At 47.4% G+C, this 20,124-nt stretch carries 21 protein-coding genes and 1 pseudogene; 11 read left to right on the forward strand and 11 right to left on the reverse strand.

Annotation, left to right across the window (positions count from 1 at the left end; genetic code table 11):
* Positions 1-85: 85 nt before the first annotated feature.
* The 7 genes and pseudogenes from AAX10_RS00465 to AAX10_RS00495 all read right to left on the reverse strand — a co-directional run bounded on the left by AAX10_RS00465 (position 86) and on the right by AAX10_RS00495 (position 5,408).
* Complete coding sequence (locus AAX10_RS00465; RefSeq protein WP_046699542.1) at positions 86-1,057, reverse strand: tRNA dihydrouridine synthase; 972 nt, start codon at positions 1,055-1,057, stop codon at positions 86-88.
* A gap of 18 nt (positions 1,058-1,075) precedes the next feature.
* On the reverse strand, positions 1,076-2,563 hold the full coding sequence (locus AAX10_RS00470) for a UvrD-helicase domain-containing protein (protein ID WP_046700522.1): 1,488 nt from the start codon (positions 2,561-2,563) through the stop codon (positions 1,076-1,078).
* Between the two features lie 68 nt (positions 2,564-2,631).
* Positions 2,632-3,390, reverse strand: a complete 759-nt coding sequence (gene tatC, locus AAX10_RS00475; protein WP_046699543.1) for a twin-arginine translocase subunit TatC — start codon at positions 3,388-3,390, stop codon at positions 2,632-2,634.
* A complete protein-coding gene (gene tatB / locus AAX10_RS00480) occupies positions 3,387-3,926 on the reverse strand; it encodes a Sec-independent protein translocase protein TatB (protein WP_036366779.1) in 540 nt (179 codons plus the stop codon). Before tatB ends, tatC begins: the two co-directional genes overlap by 4 nt.
* A gap of 17 nt (positions 3,927-3,943) precedes the next feature.
* The gene (tatA, locus tag AAX10_RS00485; protein WP_046697688.1) at positions 3,944-4,177 is read right to left on the reverse strand and encodes a Sec-independent protein translocase subunit TatA; all 234 of its coding nucleotides are present in this window, start codon (positions 4,175-4,177) and stop codon (positions 3,944-3,946) included.
* 48 nt (positions 4,178-4,225) lie between these two features.
* A complete protein-coding gene (hisIE, locus tag AAX10_RS00490) occupies positions 4,226-5,011 on the reverse strand; it encodes a bifunctional phosphoribosyl-AMP cyclohydrolase/phosphoribosyl-ATP diphosphatase HisIE (RefSeq protein WP_046700523.1) in 786 nt (261 codons plus the stop codon).
* A 53-nt stretch (positions 5,012-5,064) separates the two neighbouring features.
* Positions 5,065-5,408, reverse strand: a pseudogene (locus AAX10_RS00495) (YnfA family protein).
* 185 nt (positions 5,409-5,593) lie between these two features.
* Here AAX10_RS00495 and rpmI point away from each other — a divergent pair.
* Together rpmI and rplT are read left to right on the forward strand one after the other, a co-directional pair.
* Positions 5,594-5,788: a 50S ribosomal protein L35 gene (rpmI, locus tag AAX10_RS00500; RefSeq protein WP_036366807.1), complete on the forward strand. Its 195-nt coding sequence runs from the start codon at positions 5,594-5,596 to the stop codon at positions 5,786-5,788.
* A gap of 29 nt (positions 5,789-5,817) precedes the next feature.
* Entirely contained in the window at positions 5,818-6,174 is a 357-nt protein-coding gene (gene rplT, locus AAX10_RS00505) for a 50S ribosomal protein L20 (RefSeq protein ID WP_046697689.1), read from the forward strand.
* 140 nt (positions 6,175-6,314) lie between these two features.
* Here the strand turns inward: rplT and AAX10_RS00510 are convergent, their stop codons facing one another.
* Positions 6,315-7,418 (reverse strand): porin, encoded by a 1,104-nt coding sequence (locus AAX10_RS00510; protein WP_046699544.1) that lies wholly within the window; start codon positions 7,416-7,418, stop codon positions 6,315-6,317.
* A 353-nt stretch (positions 7,419-7,771) separates the two neighbouring features.
* Here AAX10_RS00510 and pheS point away from each other — a divergent pair, with 353 nt between their 5' ends.
* The 7 genes from pheS to AAX10_RS00545 all read left to right on the forward strand — a co-directional run bounded on the left by pheS (position 7,772) and on the right by AAX10_RS00545 (position 16,370).
* Positions 7,772-8,800, forward strand: a complete 1,029-nt coding sequence (gene pheS, locus AAX10_RS00515) for a phenylalanine--tRNA ligase subunit alpha (RefSeq protein WP_046699545.1) — start codon at positions 7,772-7,774, stop codon at positions 8,798-8,800.
* Between the two features lie 39 nt (positions 8,801-8,839).
* The gene (gene pheT, locus AAX10_RS00520; protein ID WP_046699546.1) at positions 8,840-11,239 is read left to right on the forward strand and encodes a phenylalanine--tRNA ligase subunit beta; all 2,400 of its coding nucleotides are present in this window, start codon (positions 8,840-8,842) and stop codon (positions 11,237-11,239) included.
* Positions 11,240-11,285: 46 nt separating this feature from the next.
* On the forward strand, positions 11,286-11,585 hold the full coding sequence (locus AAX10_RS00525; RefSeq protein WP_036366788.1) for an integration host factor subunit alpha: 300 nt from the start codon (positions 11,286-11,288) through the stop codon (positions 11,583-11,585).
* A 225-nt stretch (positions 11,586-11,810) separates the two neighbouring features.
* Positions 11,811-12,074, forward strand: a complete 264-nt coding sequence (locus AAX10_RS00530) for a type B 50S ribosomal protein L31 (protein ID WP_036366789.1) — start codon at positions 11,811-11,813, stop codon at positions 12,072-12,074.
* Between the two features lie 278 nt (positions 12,075-12,352).
* On the forward strand, positions 12,353-13,234 hold the full coding sequence (locus AAX10_RS00535) for a cell division protein ZipA C-terminal FtsZ-binding domain-containing protein (protein ID WP_046699547.1): 882 nt from the start codon (positions 12,353-12,355) through the stop codon (positions 13,232-13,234).
* A gap of 73 nt (positions 13,235-13,307) precedes the next feature.
* Positions 13,308-15,380, forward strand: a complete 2,073-nt coding sequence (ligA, locus tag AAX10_RS00540; RefSeq protein ID WP_046699548.1) for an NAD-dependent DNA ligase LigA — start codon at positions 13,308-13,310, stop codon at positions 15,378-15,380.
* Between the two features lie 87 nt (positions 15,381-15,467).
* The gene (locus AAX10_RS00545; protein WP_046699549.1) at positions 15,468-16,370 is read left to right on the forward strand and encodes a DMT family transporter; all 903 of its coding nucleotides are present in this window, start codon (positions 15,468-15,470) and stop codon (positions 16,368-16,370) included.
* A gap of 64 nt (positions 16,371-16,434) precedes the next feature.
* Here AAX10_RS00545 and AAX10_RS00550 read toward each other — a convergent pair whose 3' ends face one another.
* Together AAX10_RS00550 and AAX10_RS00555 are read right to left on the reverse strand one after the other, a co-directional pair.
* A complete protein-coding gene (locus tag AAX10_RS00550) occupies positions 16,435-17,010 on the reverse strand; it encodes a hypothetical protein (RefSeq protein WP_046699550.1) in 576 nt (191 codons plus the stop codon).
* A 24-nt stretch (positions 17,011-17,034) separates the two neighbouring features.
* Positions 17,035-17,502: an Lrp/AsnC family transcriptional regulator gene (locus tag AAX10_RS00555; protein ID WP_036366792.1), complete on the reverse strand. Its 468-nt coding sequence runs from the start codon at positions 17,500-17,502 to the stop codon at positions 17,035-17,037.
* A 147-nt stretch (positions 17,503-17,649) separates the two neighbouring features.
* On the opposite strand from AAX10_RS00555, the gene rarD reads away from it, so the two are divergent.
* Entirely contained in the window at positions 17,650-18,630 is a 981-nt protein-coding gene (rarD, locus tag AAX10_RS00560; protein ID WP_036366793.1) for an EamA family transporter RarD, read from the forward strand.
* Positions 18,631-18,678: 48 nt separating this feature from the next.
* Here the strand turns inward: rarD and smpB are convergent, their stop codons facing one another.
* Positions 18,679-19,146, reverse strand: a complete 468-nt coding sequence (gene smpB, locus AAX10_RS00565) for an SsrA-binding protein SmpB (RefSeq protein WP_046699551.1) — start codon at positions 19,144-19,146, stop codon at positions 18,679-18,681.
* Positions 19,147-19,322: 176 nt separating this feature from the next.
* On the opposite strand from smpB, the gene nfsA reads away from it, so the two are divergent.
* Complete coding sequence (nfsA, locus tag AAX10_RS00570) at positions 19,323-20,105, forward strand: oxygen-insensitive NADPH nitroreductase (RefSeq protein ID WP_046699552.1); 783 nt, start codon at positions 19,323-19,325, stop codon at positions 20,103-20,105.
* The last annotated feature ends 19 nt before the right edge of the window (positions 20,106-20,124 follow it).

The following is a 20,124-nucleotide window of genomic DNA, read 5'->3' on the forward strand; positions in this document are numbered from 1 at the left end:
TAACTTTAAATAAATTATACGCCTCCCTATTCCCTTTTGCAAGCAATAATTGAAAATAATTCTTAAAAAGGTTCGCAGCTAAACATCATGCATTAGATTGGATTAACGCTTGGATGATGTCATCTTTGTTTTTTAGGCGTTTGATGGTATGCCAAAGATGCTCAGCTTCAGCATAGCCTTTGGTGAGCATGCCCAGCCATTGTTTGTAGCGTCCGATGAGTCCTGATTGATTGTCCGTATCGTCATGTAGGAATTCGATTTGATGAGTGATCAGCTCATCCCAAGACAGTTGGATGCTCTCATCATGGATGCGCGCGATCAGATCGGGGCGGGTGACCGCGCCGCGCCCGAGCATCAGATGCGTTGTGCTCGCCTGTGCCGTACAGCGACGGGCATCGTCAGCCGTCCAGATTTCGCCATTGGCGATGATGGGCATGCCAAGATTATTAAATGGCGCAATGAGCTCCCAGTAGGCGGGCGGTTTATAGCCTTGGGTCTTGGTGCGGGCATGGACTGTTAGCCAGCTTGCCTTGGCGGTGTGCACCGCATCACCAATCTCGCTCATCTTAGAGGTGTCGGTGTAGCCAAGTCGAATCTTGGCACTGACAGGAATGTGCGCAGGTACGGCTTGACGAACAGCGAGAATAATGTCATGAACCGTCTCAGGTTCATCGAGTAATACAGAGCCGCCTTTGTGGCTATTCACAGTCTTGGCAGGACAGCCAAAATTTAGATCAATCGCACGCGCCCCAAGCTCTACGGCCGTGAGTGCGCTCTGACCCATGGTGCCTGGGTTGTTACCAAGCAGCTGCACGTGAATGGGCGTGCCACTGGCGGTCTTGCCATCGGTGTGTAATTCTGGCACGAATTTATAGAATACATGTGCAGGCAGTGGGTAGTGTGTCACCCGAATGAATTCGCTCACCGACCAATCATAAGGACGACCCAGATCACTGGCAATCCGTGTAAGAATCCGGCGCATTAGCGGATCGGTCAGGCCCTCCATCGGGGCGAGCAGACGAACGGGATGATTAAAAAAATGGCTAAAATCAGTCATAGAAAAGGTGGTCTTATTTTATTTATAGATGAGCTTCTTGTCATCGAGGACGATCGATGCCAATAGGTCGCTGATGTGGTGTACATCGAGGATTTCTTTGGCGCGAGTGCAGGCGACATAGAGCAGGCGCAGCTCTTCAGGGGTAATCTTGATGCTCTGGCGATTGATGTCGTATAAGAAGTCATCGCTGATCTGCACGCGATTCCATTCAAGGCCCTTTGCCTTGTGGGCGGTAGAGACGACATAGTCGGCATGGCTTTGGGTGGTGAGGCTCTTGATGGCGCTTGAGATGGTCTGCGTGCCGTGTTCTTCGATGAGCTTTACCCAGGTTTTGAGGTCAGAGCCTTCACCTGTTTCGCTAAATTCCTGCACTTCCCCCCAATGCTTAAAAAAAGCCAATTCGGGCACGCCATAGGCGGATTTTCCTGTTTTTAGGCTCTCGGCAGCATGACAAAATCTTAAAATCCGATCGCTGTCGGCTTGTAGAGCGACTTTATGCCCTGCTTTAAGCCCTGCTAATAGATGACTTATGGCAGTGGCGTTGGTGCGGCACAGTATAGCGTCTTTTTTGCCATGGGCGAGCAATTTGGCGATGCGGCTTGCGGTGTTTGGATTGCCCTTTAATGGGATGGTTTCTTGTAATGCGGTCAAAAAAACATTGGCCACCTTGGCGATCTCATCACCGAAGCGAAACGACTGTGTGAGCAGCGTCTGCGGATAGGGTAGGCGTTTCATGGCGTTCAGTGCGCCGCGCCATTCGTAGATCTGCTGATGTGCATCACCCACGTAAATGGTTTGTTTATCTTGGCGGATGAGCGCGCCCATCATGAGCGGGTCGGCATCTTGGGCTTCATCGAATAAGATGAAGTCAGCAGGAATGATGGGGTTGGATAGCGTCCAGAGTTTTAGGTAGATGTCGTGCCCGATGCCTGACTGATGACGGGGATCGATCGACTGTAACCAGCGCATCTCAAGGGCGGGGTATAGCAGTTCTTGGAGTCTCTCGCTGTCTTTCTCATCCAACCAAGATGGCGGGGTGATGTGCCTTGGCGCAGGGTAAGCGCTCGATGTTTTACAAAAATTGGTGATGCCTTCTGAGACGATGTTGGCAAGCTTGGCAGGGGTGAGTGTGATGGATCTTTTGATGCCATCGACTTTGCGCTCTACTTGTATGGCGGATAGATTTAGCTCATTTGCCAGTCGGCTTGGCGTTAGGCGTGGCAGGCTGATCTTTGCGGTCACATCACGATTGACATGACGATAGGCAAGCGAATGGAAAGTCTGGCAGCGTACGTTTCTTGGGAATTTTCCTTGCGCCTCGCTGGCGATGGCTTTGTTGAATGCCAAATACAGACCACGCCCTTGCATGTGCTCGCTGATGAGCTTGAGCGTGGTGGTTTTGCCCGCGCCAGCATAGGCGACGATCTTGAAGGATTGACCTGTCATCGCCATGCTCAGGGCGTTGATTTGCTCATCGGTGGGTGCAGGTGTGGTTATCTGATTCATGGGCAAATTTAGCAATAAAAACAGCCAAGTATAACACAATTAACATTGCTTTGTTCGCAAGATGGTGTTTAGTCGGTGACGGGATTATCAGTGCTTTCTTCTTTGATGAGAAGTCTTGCCATGAATAATCCTGCCTCGAAAAGCAGGCACATTGGGATGGCAAGCATCAGCATGCTGGCACCATCAGGCGGGGTAACGATGGCGGCGATGAAGAAGCAGCCCACGATGATATAGCGGCGTTTATCAGCCAGTGATTGAGGGGTGACGATGCGCATCAAGACCAGCAGTAGCGTTGCCACAGGAATCTCAAACATTACGCCAAACACCGCAAACAACTTAATGACAAAATCAAGATAGCTTTGGATGTCGGTCATCGGCAGGACGTTGTCGGGTGCGAACATCACGAAGAATTTTAGCGCTGGGACAAGCACCACGAAGTAAGCAAAAGCCACCCCGACATAAAACAGCACAATCGCAGATAGCAGTAGCGGCAGAGCGGCACGCTTCTCGTGCTTATAGAGTGCAGGCGAGACAAAGCCCCAAATCTGAGCAATGATGAACGGCACGGTGATGAACAGCGCCACGAAGAAAGTCAGCTTAATTGGCGCCAAAAACCCCGATGCGACATCGGTTGCGATGAGGCTGGCTTCACTGGGCAATAGCGCAACCAGAGGGTTTGAAATCAGATCGTACAGCTCACGACTAAACCCCACCAAAGCCAAAAACACCACAATCACCGCCGCAAAAATACGGATGAATCGCGTCCGCAATTCAGCAAAGTGTGCCATCAATGGCATGTCGGCGTCATTATCTAATCGCTGGCTCATGATGTCGTCGTATAAAGTAAGGGATCTGCCTTGTAATTAGGCATGAAGGGCGCTTGGGGAAGGCGGCGCTTTTTATCATAATCGCCCAGCAGGAACCAATGATTCACCATGGGTAGGTTAAATGCAGTCTCCAGCGCGGCCGCTTGATGAAAGTCTTGATTGCTGGTGTCTTTTGAAGGGTTGATATCTTGATGCTCGCCATCATCGGCGTTGTCCTGCCAAGCATCTAAGATGTGTTGTTTATTTGCCTTGGCAACTTGTTCGGTCTTATTGAGGCTTTGTTGGAGCTCTGCCATTTGCGCTTTCATCTTGGCTTCGGATTCGCGAATTTTGGCAAGCTCGCCTTTGAGCTCTTCTTGAACTTCCAACAGCTGCAATTCGCTGACGAACTCACTTTGTAGGCGCGTTGATAAGCGGCGAAATTTGCCGTACCATTTGCCAAGCGTGCGCGCTGCCACGGGTAATTTCTCAGGCCCAAGCACAATCAGCGCAATCACGCCAAACAGCGTTAATTCAAAAAAACCAAGATTTAGCACGAAGCGATCCGAACTTATTAAGTGTCAGTTTTTTCAGCTTGTTCGGCTTTTTTGACTTCCTTGACATCGGCGATGATGGGTTTGTTTTCACCGTCAGACAGTTTAGGCTTGTCTTCGTCTTTGACCGCATCTTTGAAGCCTTTGACGGCAGAGCCTAGGTCTTTGCCTGCGTTTTTAAGTTTGGATGTGCCAAAAATAACCACAACCACAACCAATAAAATCAGCCAATGCGTTAATGAAAATCCGCCCATAATTACCCTTTTTATTTAACCATTAGATTGTAGATATTTTAGCACAGATTAGTTTGTGCGTGAATTTTTCTCATCGATACCCGACAGCCCAAAGCGTCTGCCAAGCTCAGCCAGCACGTCATCGCTCGATAGCCCCAACTGATGCAAGGCGACCAAGCTGTGAAACCACACATCCGCCACTTCATAGACGACGTCAGCACGAGCTTCATTGTCATCTTTGGCAAGTGCACGAACAAGCTGTAGCTCTTTGGCAGCGATGATTGCTTCGGTGGATTCTTCACCGACCTTCTCTAGGATTTTATTTAGACCCTTGTGATACAGGCTGGCGACATAAGAGCTGTCTTTGTCAGCGCTCTTGCGCTCATGCAGAATCTTATCAAGCTCGGCCAAGACTGTCTGTGCAGACGTGCCTTGCGCCTTAACGGCAGGACAATTGACGGTGTCATGCGTGCCATAAATCTCATCAGGATTTTTGATTACCTCGTCAACAGCCAGCCATTCACCACGTTCGACATCAAGCTTTTGATAAAAGCAGCTTTCACGCCCAGTGTGGCAAGCGATGCCGCCAATCTGAGTGATGATGAGCGTGATGACATCAGCGTCGCAGTCGGTGCGAATCTCGTGCACGATCTGAGTGTGCCCACTGGTTTCGCCTTTGTGCCATAGCTTGCCACGGCTGCGACTATAGTACACGCCTTTACCTGTCTTGGCGGTGAGCTCGAGCGCCTCACGGTTTTGCCACGCCATCATTAAGATTCGCCCCGTGCTTTTGTCTTGGGCGATGGCAGGGATGAGCCCGTTTTCGTCGAATTTTAAAGTGTCTAGCCAGTGCATCATGATAATTGTCTTTTGTTACTAAATGATGAAATAAACCTAAAAATCAGCCCTTAGCGCACGCTAAAGCCATTGGGCTGTAGAATAATGGTCAGCGTGCCAAGCACGACCAATGCTGAGCCCACCATGTCCCATGAGCTAAGCGTAACTTTACCCACAAAATGCAGCCAAACCAATGCAGTGCAGACATAAATACCGCCATAAGCTGCATAAATCCGTCCTGAGGCGGCAGGGTATAACGTCAATAGATACACAAATACCGCCAAGCTCAGCGCGGTCGGTAGCCACAGCCACGCGGATTTTTGTTCATTTAAAATCAGATATGGCAAATAGCAGCCGACAATCTTTGCACTGCCGTCTCGGCAAATAAGATAAGTGTATAGAGTAGCTGCTGAATATTCAGGGGTGCGCCATCGTTGAATGGCTTTATTGTAGCGCGGTTGGGGGTGCAAGTAAAGGTATTTAATGGCTTGCATGGCGCAATAGATTTTGTTATAATGCGCATCCCACCTTCAGCCTATCCTAACGGAGTGTGGCGAAAAGGTTCGTCAAGTCGCAAGACTTATGATTAATAAAGAGGTCATTATGAAACTTAAAACCAAACGTGGTGCTGCAAAGCGTTTCAAAAAAACAGCAAACGGCTTTAAGCGTAAGCAAGCGTTCAAACGCCACATCCTAACCAAAAAATCTCCAAAGCGTATCCGTCAATTGCGTGGTTGCGTAATGGTTCATGCATCAGACGTTGCTTCTGTACGTCGTATGTGCCCATACATCTAATCAATTTTTGGATATTTTAGGAGAATAAAATGGCTCGTGTAAAACGTGGTGTACAAGCAAATCGCCGTCATAAAAAAGTTCTAGCTCGTGCAAAAGGCTACTATGGTGCACGTTCTCGTGTGTATCGTGTTGCCGTACAAGCGGTAATGAAAGCTGGTCAATATGCATACCGTGACCGCCGCAACAAGAAACGTTCATTCCGTCGTCTATGGATTGCTCGTATCAACGCTGGTGCGCGTCTAAACGGTCTGTCTTACAGCCGTCTAATCAATGGTTTGAAAAAATCAAACATCGATATCGACCGCCGTATCCTAGCTGACATCGCCATGCATGATGCAGCAGCATTTACTGCCATCTGCGAAAAAGCAAAAGCTGCATTGGCATAATTTAGTTTTTACTAAATAACCAAATCCAAAACCGCAATGCGTTTCGTATTGCGGTTTTTTATGATGTGAATAATCTTGACGAATGACTCATAAAATAACCCACCTTGACGAGGCGGGTTATTTTATCAGGAAGTGCTATGTTAGAAATCGTAACGCAGACCCATCTCTAAACCAAATCCATCTTTTTCTGAGCGAATTAAGTCATTATGAACGACATTATTATCCGTTCTTTCTTTATAAGAATGAGAAACTTGGTCAAGATATGACAGCGAGCCAAAGGTGCGCAGACGAACACCGCCATCACGCTTCAACCATTTGATAAGACCAACACTGGCTTTGGTTAGCTCACCATCTTTGAAGCCTTGATAGTTATTTGCATGACCTACTTGTGCATATACATCAGTCATCTTATCCAAGGAGTATAGTCCGCTTACAAGTGCACCAAGCTCTTTGTTGCCACTGTTGTAGTCGGTTTGTTGAGCGATGACGCCAACGGTTAGTTTTTCATTTGGCTTGTAGCTGACCATGCCACGCAACGCACTAAACTCTCCAGCATGAGTATAGGATATTCCTGCGTCATATTTTGTATCTTCATGCAAAATGTGACCTACGATCATATCGCGCTCTTGTTTTTTTGTTACACCATCATGAAAGGTGGTAAATTTGCCACCATGATTGTTATCAGAATTTTCATCCATGGCGTAATGCAGTTTGATTTGTGTTTTTCCATTGTTGAATTTTGGGGAAATGTATTGAATGGTGTTATTCGTGCGTTGACCACCGTAGCTAAATGGTAATCCGTTGCCAGAAGCATACAGATAGCTTTGATCGACATAATCAATATCATCATCTGGGGTAAAGATTCGACCCACGCGTACAGTACCGTAGTCATCATGCTTAAACCCTAGGTAAGTGTTACGAGCAGAGAAGTTTTTACCCTCGCCGTCATTGTCCAAGAAAATCGAATATTCCAACCGATACTCTAAATCGATGTCTTTTGTCAACTTTTCTTCACCAGTCAGACGAACACGAGATCCAGCAGAATTTAAAGAAAGGCGGTCGGATTTGGTATTCGAAATGGTCTGTGTGACGGTGTTATGCTCTTTGTTATCAATATTATCGTACAACGCAGACAGATAGAGACGACCAGAGATTTGGGGAGCTGCAAAAGTTTCTGCGGTAAGTGTTGCGATGGCAAGTGTGGCGGTTGCTTTGATGGCGGTATTTAAAAATGAGCGTTTCATAACAGATTCCTTAGAAGGCTGATGTTCCATGTATCATCAAGGTCTTTATCTTATCAAGACATAATGATGCGACAGCTAATATTTGCAATCCTGCAATAAATTGCTAAGAATGCAACGAAAATATACATAAAAACTAAATGCATAGCAATAGTTATTTCGAGAAATTTACAATTTTTGTGAAAAATTTTGATATTTTTCTTGAAACTTTAACAACTCTGCGTGCAAGCCTGATTAAGATTGCGATTTTTCCAATAGAATTGCTAATAATCTGAATCGCTTATTTACATTTGAAAATGAATTATTTACAATAAGTCCTTTATATTCCTAAGAAAATTAATGAAAGTTGCTCTTTTATGACTACAATACCCACCTTAAATCAGCCATTGGCATCGCTAAGCGAGCAGGATTTTTTGGCATTCGCTGATGCGGCAAGCACACTTATCAATAACGCCCAGAGCGAAAGCGAGCTTCAAGAACTAAAAGTAACCCTTCAAGGTAAAAAAAGCGACATCACTACACTATCTAAGCAGATGGGCAGCCTAGATACGGATGGCAAAAAAACCTACGGTGCATATCTGCACGAGCTCCGTACGCGTCTGACGGCCGCATTTGATGCACGTGGGGCAGCACTGGCAGAGCAGGCACTTAATGCCAAGCTTGCCAGTGAGCAGGTGGATATCAGCTTGCCCGCTCGTGGTGTGGCATCAGGTGGCCTACATCCAATCACGCACGTCACCGAGCGCATGAAGCAATTCTTCACACAGGCGGGCTTTAGTGTGGCGACAGGACCTGAGGTTGAGAGCGACTATTATAACTTTGAGGCGCTGAACATCCCTGATCATCATCCTGCGCGCGCCATGCATGATACTTTTTATTTTGATGCGCATTATCTACTGCGCACGCACACCAGTGGGGTGCAGATTCGCACCATGGAGAAGAGCGAGCCGCCGCTACGCATCATCTGTCCGGGTCGCGTATATCGCTGTGACAGTGACCAGACGCATTCGCCAATGTTCCATCAGATGGAAGGGTTGATGATTTCAAAGTCATCGAACTTCGCTGAGTTAAAAGGCGTGATTCATGAATTTTTGAACGCTTTCTTTGGTAAGGAGATGACCGTTCGTTTCCGTCCTAGTTTCTTCCCATTTACTGAGCCATCTGCCGAAGTGGATATTTTGTCTGATAATGGCAAATGGCTAGAAGTGCTGGGCTGTGGCATGGTACACCCACAAGTTCTGCGTAACTGTGGCATCGATCCTGATGAATATACAGGCTTTGCGTTTGGGCTTGGCATTGAGCGTTTCGCGATGTTGTACTATGGCGTGAACGATCTGCGTCTGTTCTTCCAAAATGACTTGAGATTTTTAAAGCAGTTTGCTTGATAAACGACAATTATTAAAAAATAGAATCTAGAGAATATTATGAAAATCAGCGAAAACTGGCTAAGACAATGGGCAAATCCTGCCAACACCTCGGATGAATTGGGTCAGCAGCTCACCATGGCGGGGCTGGAGTTAGACGGTTCAGACACGGTTGCGCCTGAATTTAGTGGCGTGGTGGTCGGCGAGGTCATCACCTGTGAGCAGCATCCAGATGCGGATCGCCTGCGTGTTACTACGGTTAATATCGGTACAGGTGAGAACCTACAGATCGTCTGCGGTGCGCCAAATGTCCGTACAGGCCTAAAAGTTGCCGTCGCGACTGTCGGTGCGGTGCTGCCACCGATTGATGGTAAGCCATTTAACATCAAAAAAGGCAAGCTTCGTGGCATCGAGAGCCAAGGCATGCTGTGCGGTGCTTCTGAGATTGGTCTGGCTGATGAGATTGATGGTATATTAGAGCTGCCTGATGATGCGCCGATCGGCGTTGATGTGCGTGATTATTTGGGCTTAGATGCGATGATCTTTGACATCGCCATCACGCCAAACCGTGGTGATTGCTTTAGTGCTTTGGGTCTGGCTCGTGAGATTAGCGTGATTAATCGCCTACCGCTAAGCCGCCCAGAGATCAAAGTTATAACCCCAAACACCGACAAAAAAGTCAATGTTAATGTGCTTAATGATGAAGCCTGCCCGCGTTATCTTGCGCAGTACATCAGTAATATCGACCGTACTGCCAAGAGTCCAAAATGGCTGGTGGATAATCTGATGGCATCAGGCATGCGCACACACAACTTCTTGGTGGATGTGACGAACTATGTATTGCTAGAGCTGGGTCAGCCACTTCATGCCTTTGATGCGGATAAAATTCAAGGCGACATCGTTGTACGTCTGGCGAATCAAGGTGAGACACTAGAACTACTTAATGAGCAGACCATCACGCTAACAGGCGATGAGCTTGTGATTGCTGATGATGTAGGCGCGCTGGCATTGGCGGGCATCATGGGTGGCATGCGCTCGTCAGTGACTGACGAGACGACGAACATCGTGTTGGAATCTGCGCATTTTAATCAGCTTGCCATCGCCGCACGCGCCAGACGTTTTGGTTTGCATACCGATGCCAGCCAGCGCTTTGAGCGTGGTGTGGACTTTGAATTGCCATTGATGGCGCTTCATCGCGCGACCGCTTTGATTCACGAAGTGGCAGGTGCAGAAGTCGGGCAGATTACCACCGTAGAAAATCTTGATAAACTACCAAAACGCAGCCCAATCCATCTACCATATGCGAAGATCGAGCAGCTATTGGGCGTGGCACTGCCTAGCGATGAAGTTGTCGATATTCTAAATCGTCTAGAGATTGCCACGCAGTTTGATGGTGATAAATTCATCTGCCAGCCGCCAAGCCATCGCTTTGACATGAATATCGCAGAGGATCTGGTTGAAGAAATTGCGCGTATCCACGGCTATGATCACATTAAGCCGCGCTTGCCAGAATTTGCTGTGGACATGAGCTATGACGACACAGCAGATCTAACGCATGAACTCAAACTAAGCCTAGCGGCATCGGGTTACTTTGAAGCGGTGAGCTTTAGCTTTAGCGATGCTAAGATCGAAGCGCTGTTTAATGATGACAAGCTTGGGGCAGTATTGCCACTTGCCAATCCGATCTCAGCAGACTTAGCGGTAATGCGCCGTACGTTATTATCCAGCCTGCTACCTGTGGTGTCCTATAACCTAAACCGCCAACAGCCTCGCGTACGTCTGTTTGAGACAGGTTTGTCTTTTGTGGGTCAGAACGTTGACAACCTAGTGCAGACCCCGAGCCTTGCGATGGTTGCCACCGGCTTGGTTGCTGAAGAGGGCATCTATGATAAGCGCGTGATGGACTTTTTTGATCTAAAGCGCGATGTTGAAAGCCTACTGCCACAACATCTAAATAAGACCAGCCTAAGCTACGAGCGCGCTGATTTGGCGTTCTTACACCCTGGGCAAAGTGCTTATCTTGTGGTAAATGGTGTGCGTCTCGGCTGGTTCGGTCAGTTACACCCAAGCATCGCCAAAGCGCTTGATCTGCCGGCTGTTTGGGTGGCTCAATTTGCCATCGAAGATCTCATCGATCTGCATCGCGCGACCAACGCCATCACCGCCCCGAGTAAATTCCCAAGCGTGCGCCGTGACTTGGCATTCTTGGTGGATAAATCGGTAGAGTGGCAAGATTTGGTTGTGGATATTCGCGCGGCAGCGGGTAAATATCTGACCGATCTTTGGCTGTTCGATGTCTATGAAGGCGACAGACTGCCAGAGGGCAGAAAATCACTGGCTTTTGCCATGCTTTTCCAGAATGCTGATGCCACATTAGAAGATGATGTCATCAAAAAAGCGATGGATGATGTCGCCTCTAGATTGAGCGACAAGCACGGCGCAAAACTAAGAGACAGTTAATCCAAATGCCACTTCGGTGGCTATTGACCTAACATAAGGACACATCATGAGTGCATTAACCAAAGCTGACATGATAGACCGCTTAACGATTCGTCTGCGCATCACTCGCCAAGATGCCAGACGGATTGTGGATAAATTTTTTGAAGAAATTAGCCAAAATCTCGCTGACGGCAAGGAAGTCAAGATCTCTGGATTTGGTAATTTTGAATTAAAAGACAAAAAATCCCGCCCAGGGCGTAACCCAAAGACAGGCGAGAGCATTCCTGTTAAGGCGCGCCGCGTGGTAACATTCAAGGCAGGTCAAAAATTCCGCACGCGCATCGAGATGGAGAATGATCCGCGTTAGTCGGCAGACTGCCGTTAATTTCAATGAGCTGATTTGCTAAATTTGCTTGAATAGTTGGTGGTGTTTTGCTAAAATATCGGCTCATTTTTCCCATCTAAGTGGGCTAATGTGTGAAAACATGGTGCGGTATGCCAAAGTTGGTTGGTGATGGCGTGGCTATGTTCGGCTGTAATGGCATTTGCCAAGGCAGTATATATTAGTGCTTAGATTTATTGGACGATCATCATGCGTAAAGACATCCACCCAGAATACAAAGAAGTTCTATTCCATGACACCAATGCTGACGTGTACTTCCTAACTCGCTCAACTGTTGCGACTAAGACTACTCGTGAATACGAAGGTCAAGAATACCCATATTTCCCACTTGATATTTCAAGTGCGTCGCACCCATTCTACACTGGCGAGCAACGTAAAGCATCTAACGAAGGTCGTGTTGCTAGCTTCAACAAGCGTTTTGGTGCATTCGCAAGCCGTGGCAAAAAAGCCTAACTTGTCCACCAAAAGCAATGAAGCTTTTGATGAAAACCGTCCTGTATGGACGGTTTTTTTTATTATCCATCACAATGAGTTGAGCGACTTTTGAACAGTTTTTATCAAAAGAACATTAAGCTGTTCAAATTCATAAAAATAATTGCCAAAAATATAAAACTTGGCCCAACAAATAGATGACGAATTTGGCACATCGTGATAGACTATGAATAATTTATTTGTATCAGCCATCAGTTGATGATGATGTTAGATTTTTTAAAAGAATATTTGGGGTAGATATGGATCAGAGTGTTTGGCTGTTGCTTGCAGTGCTTGCGATTGTACTCGGATGTATTTTGTTGGTGCCTGCCATTTTGCGCGCCATTAATAGCAAAAAACAAATCGATCATGCTGGCGATGTACATCACAAAGATGGTTTACCGATCACGCCAAGAGACGAGCGACTGCTGACTCATGATGATGCGGTTGCATTGCCAAGCGACGACGCACCTGATGCGTTAACCAGCATGGCGGCGGTGGCAGCTTCATCCCCTGTGGTGAGCGCATCAGATCGACCGACTATTAATCCTGAGCCCAATAAGCCTGCTGAAAATGCTGATGAGGCGATCGCGCCGAGCGATGCTGCGCACGAAGAGAGCGAGCAGCTGCGCGAGCTTAATGGTAAATTTGAGCAAAACTCCCCAATCCTAGATAAGCATCTGTCTGACCAAGAAAGCTTCGATCAGAATAACAGCCCACTGTTGAATGCCACAGATAACATCGCTGTGGTGATCACACCACGTAACGCCTACACGGGACTGTCAGGCAAAACCGTACTGAGCTTGGTGCGTGAATACGGCTTAAAGTATGGCGTGATGAACATGTTCCACCGCTACGAGCATGAGAATGGCACGGGCGATCTGTGGTTTAGTATGATGGGCGTCAATAACGAGGGTGTTCAGCCGTTTGACTTGAATGTACTTGCTGAGAGTCGTTTTAATAGCATTCTATTGTTCTTATCACTGCCGCATCCACATGCCTTGCGTGGCTTTGACAGCATGGTGTCAGTGGCGCAGATGATCGCTGATGACCTAGAGGCTGACATATATAACGAAGAGGGCTACACGCTCGACGATGCAGAATTTGCCAAATTGCGTGCCCACGCTGCCAGCCATCAATAAGTTTATGCCTTCTAAAAACCGTCTTTGCTAAGGCGGTTTTTTGTCTGATTTTATAGTTGTTTAGAAGTTAAAAATGACCGATTTATTTGATTTTACCCAAGAGGATTTAGTAGCCAACCCCAAAGATGATCACATCGTTGGCCAAATGCGTAATCTGATTCAAGCGCTAAAAAAACACAATCACGCCTATTATGTGCTTGATAACCCAACCATCGCTGATGATGAGTACGACAGTCTAAGATCTAAGTTGGTTCAGCTTGAACAAGCGCATCCCAATTTAAAACAACCTGACAGCCCGACCGACAGCGTGGGCGGTGAGCCGCTACCTGCTTTTAATCAAGTGGCGCATGATTTGGCGATGCTCTCCTTGGGAAATGTGTTCGATGAAGAAGAGCTATTAAGCTTCGTTCGCCGTATCAATGACCGCCTTGATGATAAAAATAAGCAGCCAGAATTTGAGATGGAGCTTAAGCTGGACGGTTTGGCAGTATCCTTAAAATACGTGAATGGCGTATTTACTCAAGCCATCACGCGTGGCGATGGTCGCTTGGGTGAGGATATTACGCATAATGTCAGAACCATCCGCAACTTACCGTTGGTGCTACCAGGGTGTGTCGATATTGATTTATTGGAAGTGCGCGGCGAGGTGCTCATGCCAAAAGCGGGCTTTATGAAGTTAAATAAAGACAGTGAACTGCGTGGTGAGAAGACTTTTGCCAATCCTAGAAATGCCGCCGCGGGCAGTCTGCGCCAACTTAATCCTGCCATTGCAGCAGCACGACCTTTGGCGTTTTTTGGGTATTCGGTGAATCAGGGTTTGCCAAGTCACATCAAGACCCAAAGTGGTGCATTGGAATATCTGCGCACTTTGGGATTTGATACTGCGCCTTTTGATACTGCAACCACCCCTAAGGGTGTGCAAGAATTCTATGATAATATCGCCAATACACGCGATCAGCTGCCCTTTGAGATTGATGGGGTGGTAATCAAGGTGAATTCGTTAGCGTTGCAGAATGATTTGGGGTTTTTGAGCCGCGAACCGAGATGGGCGACGGCTTATAAATTTGCCGCCCAGAATGCCATCACGCGTCTTTTGACGGTAGAGTGGCAAGTAGGGCGTACAGGACAGCTGACCCCTGTGGGTAAATTGGAGCCTGTTAATGTCGGTGGGGTGACGGTCAGTAACGTGACACTGCATAATTTTGGTGAGATTCAGCGGCTTGGCGTTATGGTTGGCGACATGGTGAGCATCCACCGTGCTGGTGATGTTATTCCGAAAGTCTCGGGAGTGATGATGGAGCTGCGCGATGAGAATGTCAGCTCGATCACACTACCAGAGACTTGCCCTGTGTGTGATTCTCATGTCTCCTTGCCCGAGGGTGAGGCGCTGGCTCGCTGCACGGGCGGATTGTATTGTCCTGCTCAGTCTAAGGAGGCACTGATTCACTTTGTGTCGCGCCGCGCGATGGATATTGATGGCTTGGGTGGGCAATGGCTGATCAAGTTCTTTGAGATGAATCTGATCAAGACAGTTGCTGACATTTATACTCTAAAAGACCATCAAAAACATCTGATGACCTTGGAGGGTCTCGGTGAAAAATCTGTCGCTAACATGCTGTCCGCCATTGAAAAATCCAAAAGCACAACCCTGCCAAGATTTATCTTTGCACTAGGTATTCGTGGGGTGGGTGAGACCACTGCGCAGAATTTGGCAGAGAGTTTTGAGAGTTTTGATGCATTAAGACAAGCAAGTGCTGAGCAGCTGCTTCATGTGCCAGACATTGGCGACATCACGGCGGTTAATATCATGGAGTTCTTCCAAAGTGAGCATAACAATGAAGTCATCGACGGCTTGATTAATGCTGGCATTCATTGGGATGCAGTGACAAAAAACACAGGCGATGCACCATTAGATGGGCAGACTTGGGTGGTGACTGGCACACTATCAGCGATGGGGCGAGATGAAGCCAAGGCGCATCTACAGGCATTGGGCGCAAAAGTCTCAGGATCAGTATCTGCCAAAACCAGCATGCTATTGGCAGGCGAAAAGGCAGGCTCCAAGCTTGATAAAGCGCAAAGCTTAGGCGTGCAAGTGATGGATGAGGCGACATTTATGGCACTATTGACAGAGCATGGGCGAGCTTAATTGCTCTATGACAGCCTAATGATTGACTTTGCTTGTGCTCATGATAAACCACCAAAGCCAAAATTAAGCAATAGATTAAGAATATCCATGACGATAAGTAACACACGGCCAAAGAGCAAGAGTGACCTGTTCTCCATGTTTGGGCTATTGGTTGGTTGTATCTTATTCGGACTGGGTAGCCTGATCGTCGCACATATTGAGACGGTCGGTGCGTATGCCATGGCATTTTGGCGGTTGCTCATATCGACAGGGATTTTTTTGGTGCTTGCAAAGATTTTTGGTCAGCATTTCCCCACCAATAAAAAAGCCATTGGATTTGCGCTGATATCAGGGGCTGCACTTGGTTTGGATTTGGCGCTGTGGCATGAGAGTATTTATGCGATCGGGCCGGGTATTTCTACTTTATTAAACAGCTTGCAGATTTTCTTTTTGGCATTCATTGCGTTTTTGTGGTTTGGTGAGCGTCAGACCAAGATGCAGCTTTTGAGTCTTGTAATGGCATCGGTTGGAGTGGCACTCATCGCAAGCCCTGAGTTTGCGCACAATGATGCTGCGCTGTGGGGCTTTGTCTCTGGGATTGCCTCTGGGGCATTCTTGGCGATCTCCATGGCGTATATTCGGCGCACCCATGAAGTCGTTCGTGTGCCGATATTGCCAATGATGACCATCGTGGGTGCAGGCGGTGCGCTGACGATGCTGCCGATGATGCTCTTGTGGAATTGGGGTCAGATCATGCCTACCACCATGAGTGAATGGGGCTGGGTGTTCGTATACGGTGCGGTCATGCAGTGCATGGCGTGGGGGCTTATTGCTTATTCTATTCCTAAGCTTGCCTTGTCGATGACAGGTCTGCTCTTGCTGTCAGAGCCTGTGGCAGCACTGCTGATTGATTATTTTTGGCTGCATAAGGCGATCAGTGGGCTTCAATGGGGCGGTGCGTTTTTGGTGATGTTCGCCATCTATCTAGGCTCATTAAAGGCAAGAAATTGATTAACATTTAGCTAAAACAAAAAAGGATTGAATGTCATGTTCAATCCTTTTTTATTTGGTTGTCTTATTTGGCAGGGCGAATCTCAATCGGCAATACCAGGCCTTCCCCAAACTTGTCCGCAAAGACGTATTCATGCTTGTCAGCGACGACATTATCCTTGGTGTGAATGATGAGCTTCATGTCGGCGCCATCGGTGAGTTCATGGCCTTTATAGCCGTCTTCTAACTGATCGAGAATCTTGCCCAGTGCTTCGGGTGCTGCCATGCTAACGACGATGCTGTGCTGGGCCTGTTGATCGCTGATGTTGTAGGCTTTGGCATAGTTTTGCACCGCTTGACTGCCAATGTCGATGGGGTATTGATAGCTATTGATATCGGCCTTTTGGGTGTTGGTGTCGATGAGCCTCCAGTTGATCTGGATTTTACCATCGGCGGTGATGATTGGCTGAATCTCGGGACTGTCAATATCGACGCCATCAGCTTTTAGGGTGTCGGTGAGTGCTTCAATGCTGTGTGGGTTGTGCGATTCGATATTATCGGCAGTGTCTGCGCTGTCGCTGGATTGGGTAGGCTCAGCAGGCTTAGAGCAGCCGATGAGCAGGCAAGCAGACAGTGTAAGCGTTAGGATGGGGGACTTCATGAGTAACCTTCTAAAAATAATTGCCTATTTTAGCGTAATTTTGGTGCCAGATTTAATAAAATTCATCACAAATTGACTGTTAAAGTGATTGACATTATTTTCACTGGTCAATAGGCGGCGTGTAAAAGCGTGATAGTCTTGCATGTTTTGGCTAGTCACCATCAGCACAAAGTCATAATCACCTGAGATCTCATAACACATCATCACCTGTGGCTCGGATGCCATGACCCGCTCAAACCGCTGCTGCATGGATACGCTCGACGTTGCCATCTTGATCATCACCAGCACTGTGAGTGTGTAGCCGACCTTGGTGGGGTCGATGATGGCGACTTGCTTTGCGATGATTTTTTGATCGATGAGCGTGCTGATGCGTCGCTGTGCCGTGGCGATAGAGATACCCGCTCGTTCGGCGACGCTCTTTAGTGGGAGTGTCGCATCATCTTGTAGGAGATTTAAGATGATTTTATCGGTGTCATCAAGTGCGTGTGTCATTAGATTACATGATTTAGTTAATTATGAGAAATTTTATCAAAATTACCTATTATATGCAAAATAAAACTAAATGATTAACTTTAATCGTGCTTTATTCTCATGATTTTTATTTAAAATGTGCGAAAATTATTTGAATAGACAAATATCATGAATGCGAACATTTCTGTAACCAATTCTAGTGTACTCATCGCGCCACAAGACACCGCCAAAGCTCGGGCGCGCCGACAATTCATGTGGGGAATTGCGCTTGTCGTACTTGCTAACTTATTATTTGGGGTGCTGTACACGTATGGCAAATGGTTGTCGCCTTTGACCGGCACGAGCGTGTTTTTGTGGCGCATGGTGATGATCTTGGGCTGTTTATTGGTGTTTTTGGTGGTTAGTGGGCAATCAAAAACCATCATCAATGATCTAAAAGCCATCAAGGGCGTAAAGTCTTGGTTTTGGCTGTTGCTGCCGACACCGATTTTTGCCAGTCAGCTGTGGCTCTTTATGTGGGCACCACTGAACGATCAAGGCGTACAGACAGCGATGGGCTATTTTCTTTTCCCATTGACGATGGTGTTGTTCGGCTGTGTATTATTTAAAGAAAAGCTAAGCAAGGTGCAGTGGCTTGCGGTTGCCTTGGCGGGGGTAGGCGTGGCAGCGGAGATCGTGCGCACAGGCGAGCTTAGTTGGGCGACGTTTTGGGTGTGTGGTACTTATCCGATTTACTACATCATGCGCCGCGTTCAGAAGGTGCGTGCTGTGACAGGCCTGTTCATCGATGCGCTCATCATCGCACCCGTGTGCTTGATTTGGCTTATCATGACTGACATGGATACAGTCAAGACGGTGCTAACGGATGGTTGGCTGCTTCTTAAAGTCGTGGGTCTTGGCGTGGTGAGCATCCTTGCGCTGCAGTCGCATCTTGAGGCGAATCGCCTGCTGCCTGTCAGTCTGTTCGGTTTAATGGGATATATCGAGCCTGCGCTGTTGTTCTTGCTTGCGGTGACGGTGCTTGGCGGAACATTTACGATGGACATGCTGGGCAGCTATGGGCTGATCTGGGCGGGAATTTTGTGCTTGGTACTGCAAGGTGTCGTCTCGTATCGCAAGAATAAAGGTGAATCAGCATCAAGCCAATAAAATAAAAAGGTCAATATCACATTGACCTTTTTATTTTGATGATGGGAATTATCGCAAATCCGCCTTGAACCCGCGTTTTTTATCCATTTGCCAATCGCGTTCTTTTAGGGTGGCGCGCTTGTCGTGGAGTTTTTTACCTTTAGCTAGGGCGATTTCGCATTTGACGCATGAAGATTTCCAGTAGCAAGATAATGGCACGACCGCATAGCCTTTTTGGTTGACCATGCCGAATAATTTGTCAATCTCGCGGCGATTAAGAAGTAATTTGCGCGTGCGAATGTTGTCTGGATTGATGTGCGTTGAGCTGGTCAAAAGCGGCTGAATGTGCGCACCGAACAAGAACGCTTCGCCATTTTTGAAAATGACATAAGCGTCAGTGATCGCCATTTTACCTGCGCGGATTGCTTTGACTTCCCAGCCCTCCAGGGCAAGGCCAGCTTCAAAGGTCTCTTCGATAAAATATTCGTGGCGTGCTTTTTTATTGGCACAGATTTGATTGCTTGGTTTTTTTGCCATGAGTTTTTGTCCTATTTTTTATAATGCTTGGTATTATAACAAATTATGACAGCCGATAAAGTAGTGCATCTGTTAATTTGCCTAATTGTCAATTTTTGCGAAATCGATTTGCGTTTGAAGGCGATAATTGATACTATGAACATGATTTATCCATATTATCTACACAAGGAACAACCATGCTAAATAGTGCTCCTACCATTGAGACTCTATTGAACCACCGCTCTGTGCGTAAATACACAGGCGAACCGATCTCTGATGAGATGCTGCAGGCGATCTTGGAAGCAGGGCGTGCGGTATCGACGTCCAGCTTTTTGCAGGCGACGAGCATCATTCGTGTGGTTGATGGCGCTAAGCGTACCCAGCTGCGTCAGATCTCGTGCAACATGAGCGAGGCGGATTATAATGAAGCGTTTGCCAATGGCGAGCGTTTGGGCCATGGCTATGTGGAGTCTTGTGCTGAGTATCTGATTTTTTGTATGGATGCTAAGCGCCATAACCAGCTGGCGGATGTGCAGACTGACTGGACAGAGGTGATGCTAATTGGTGCGATCGATGCCGCGCTCATGGCGCAAAACGTACTGGCTGCGGCCGAGAGTCTTGGCTTGGGCGGCGTATTTATTGGCTCTCTTCGTAATGACATCGAGCGAGCAGGCGATATCTTAGGCTGTCCTAAGCACGTCGTCCCATTATTCGGTCTGTGCTTAGGTCATCCTGATTGGGAGTCTAAGATTAACCAATCACAGCGTCCACGTCTGCCGCTAGACGTGCTTGTCTCTACCGACGCCTACCAAGAAGCTGATGAAGCGTCCTTAAATGCGTACAACGAACAAGTGCGTGAATATTACCAAGGGCGCAAGCTTGATCTAGACTGGCGCGCTCAAATCGCCCAAACCTTCGGCGGCGAAGTGCGTCCCTTCATGCTAGAATACCTACAAAAGCAAGGTTTTGCTAAGCGATAACCTTTAGCATTCAGGCCTT

This window comes from Moraxella bovoculi, assembly GCF_000988745.2.
In the GTDB taxonomy this organism is placed as follows: Bacteria; Pseudomonadota; Gammaproteobacteria; order Pseudomonadales; family Moraxellaceae; genus Moraxella; species Moraxella bovoculi.

What these genes read in the sequence shown, in the direction of transcription:
- AAX10_RS00465 (WP_046699542.1), bottom strand. Translation starts at nt 1,057, where the DNA reads ATGACTGATTTTAGCCATTTTTTTAATCATCCCGTTCGTCTGCTCGCC.
- AAX10_RS00470 (WP_046700522.1), bottom strand. Translation starts at nt 2,563, where the DNA reads ATGAATCAGATAACCACACCTGCACCCACCGATGAGCAAATCAACGCC.
- tatC (WP_046699543.1), bottom strand. Translation starts at nt 3,390, where the DNA reads ATGAGCCAGCGATTAGATAATGACGCCGACATGCCATTGATGGCACAC.
- tatA (WP_046697688.1), bottom strand. Translation starts at nt 4,177, where the DNA reads ATGGGCGGATTTTCATTAACGCATTGGCTGATTTTATTGGTTGTGGTT.
- hisIE (WP_046700523.1), bottom strand. Translation starts at nt 5,011, where the DNA reads ATGCACTGGCTAGACACTTTAAAATTCGACGAAAACGGGCTCATCCCT.
- rplT (WP_046697689.1), top strand. Translation starts at nt 5,818, where the DNA reads ATGGCTCGTGTAAAACGTGGTGTACAAGCAAATCGCCGTCATAAAAAA.
- AAX10_RS00510 (WP_046699544.1), bottom strand. Translation starts at nt 7,418, where the DNA reads ATGAAACGCTCATTTTTAAATACCGCCATCAAAGCAACCGCCACACTT.
- pheS (WP_046699545.1), top strand. Translation starts at nt 7,772, where the DNA reads ATGACTACAATACCCACCTTAAATCAGCCATTGGCATCGCTAAGCGAG.
- pheT (WP_046699546.1), top strand. Translation starts at nt 8,840, where the DNA reads ATGAAAATCAGCGAAAACTGGCTAAGACAATGGGCAAATCCTGCCAAC.
- AAX10_RS00525 (WP_036366788.1), top strand. Translation starts at nt 11,286, where the DNA reads ATGAGTGCATTAACCAAAGCTGACATGATAGACCGCTTAACGATTCGT.
- AAX10_RS00530 (WP_036366789.1), top strand. Translation starts at nt 11,811, where the DNA reads ATGCGTAAAGACATCCACCCAGAATACAAAGAAGTTCTATTCCATGAC.
- AAX10_RS00535 (WP_046699547.1), top strand. Translation starts at nt 12,353, where the DNA reads ATGGATCAGAGTGTTTGGCTGTTGCTTGCAGTGCTTGCGATTGTACTC.
- ligA (WP_046699548.1), top strand. Translation starts at nt 13,308, where the DNA reads ATGACCGATTTATTTGATTTTACCCAAGAGGATTTAGTAGCCAACCCC.
- AAX10_RS00545 (WP_046699549.1), top strand. Translation starts at nt 15,468, where the DNA reads ATGACGATAAGTAACACACGGCCAAAGAGCAAGAGTGACCTGTTCTCC.
- AAX10_RS00550 (WP_046699550.1), bottom strand. Translation starts at nt 17,010, where the DNA reads ATGAAGTCCCCCATCCTAACGCTTACACTGTCTGCTTGCCTGCTCATC.
- AAX10_RS00555 (WP_036366792.1), bottom strand. Translation starts at nt 17,502, where the DNA reads ATGACACACGCACTTGATGACACCGATAAAATCATCTTAAATCTCCTA.
- rarD (WP_036366793.1), top strand. Translation starts at nt 17,650, where the DNA reads ATGAATGCGAACATTTCTGTAACCAATTCTAGTGTACTCATCGCGCCA.
- smpB (WP_046699551.1), bottom strand. Translation starts at nt 19,146, where the DNA reads ATGGCAAAAAAACCAAGCAATCAAATCTGTGCCAATAAAAAAGCACGC.
- nfsA (WP_046699552.1), top strand. Translation starts at nt 19,323, where the DNA reads ATGCTAAATAGTGCTCCTACCATTGAGACTCTATTGAACCACCGCTCT.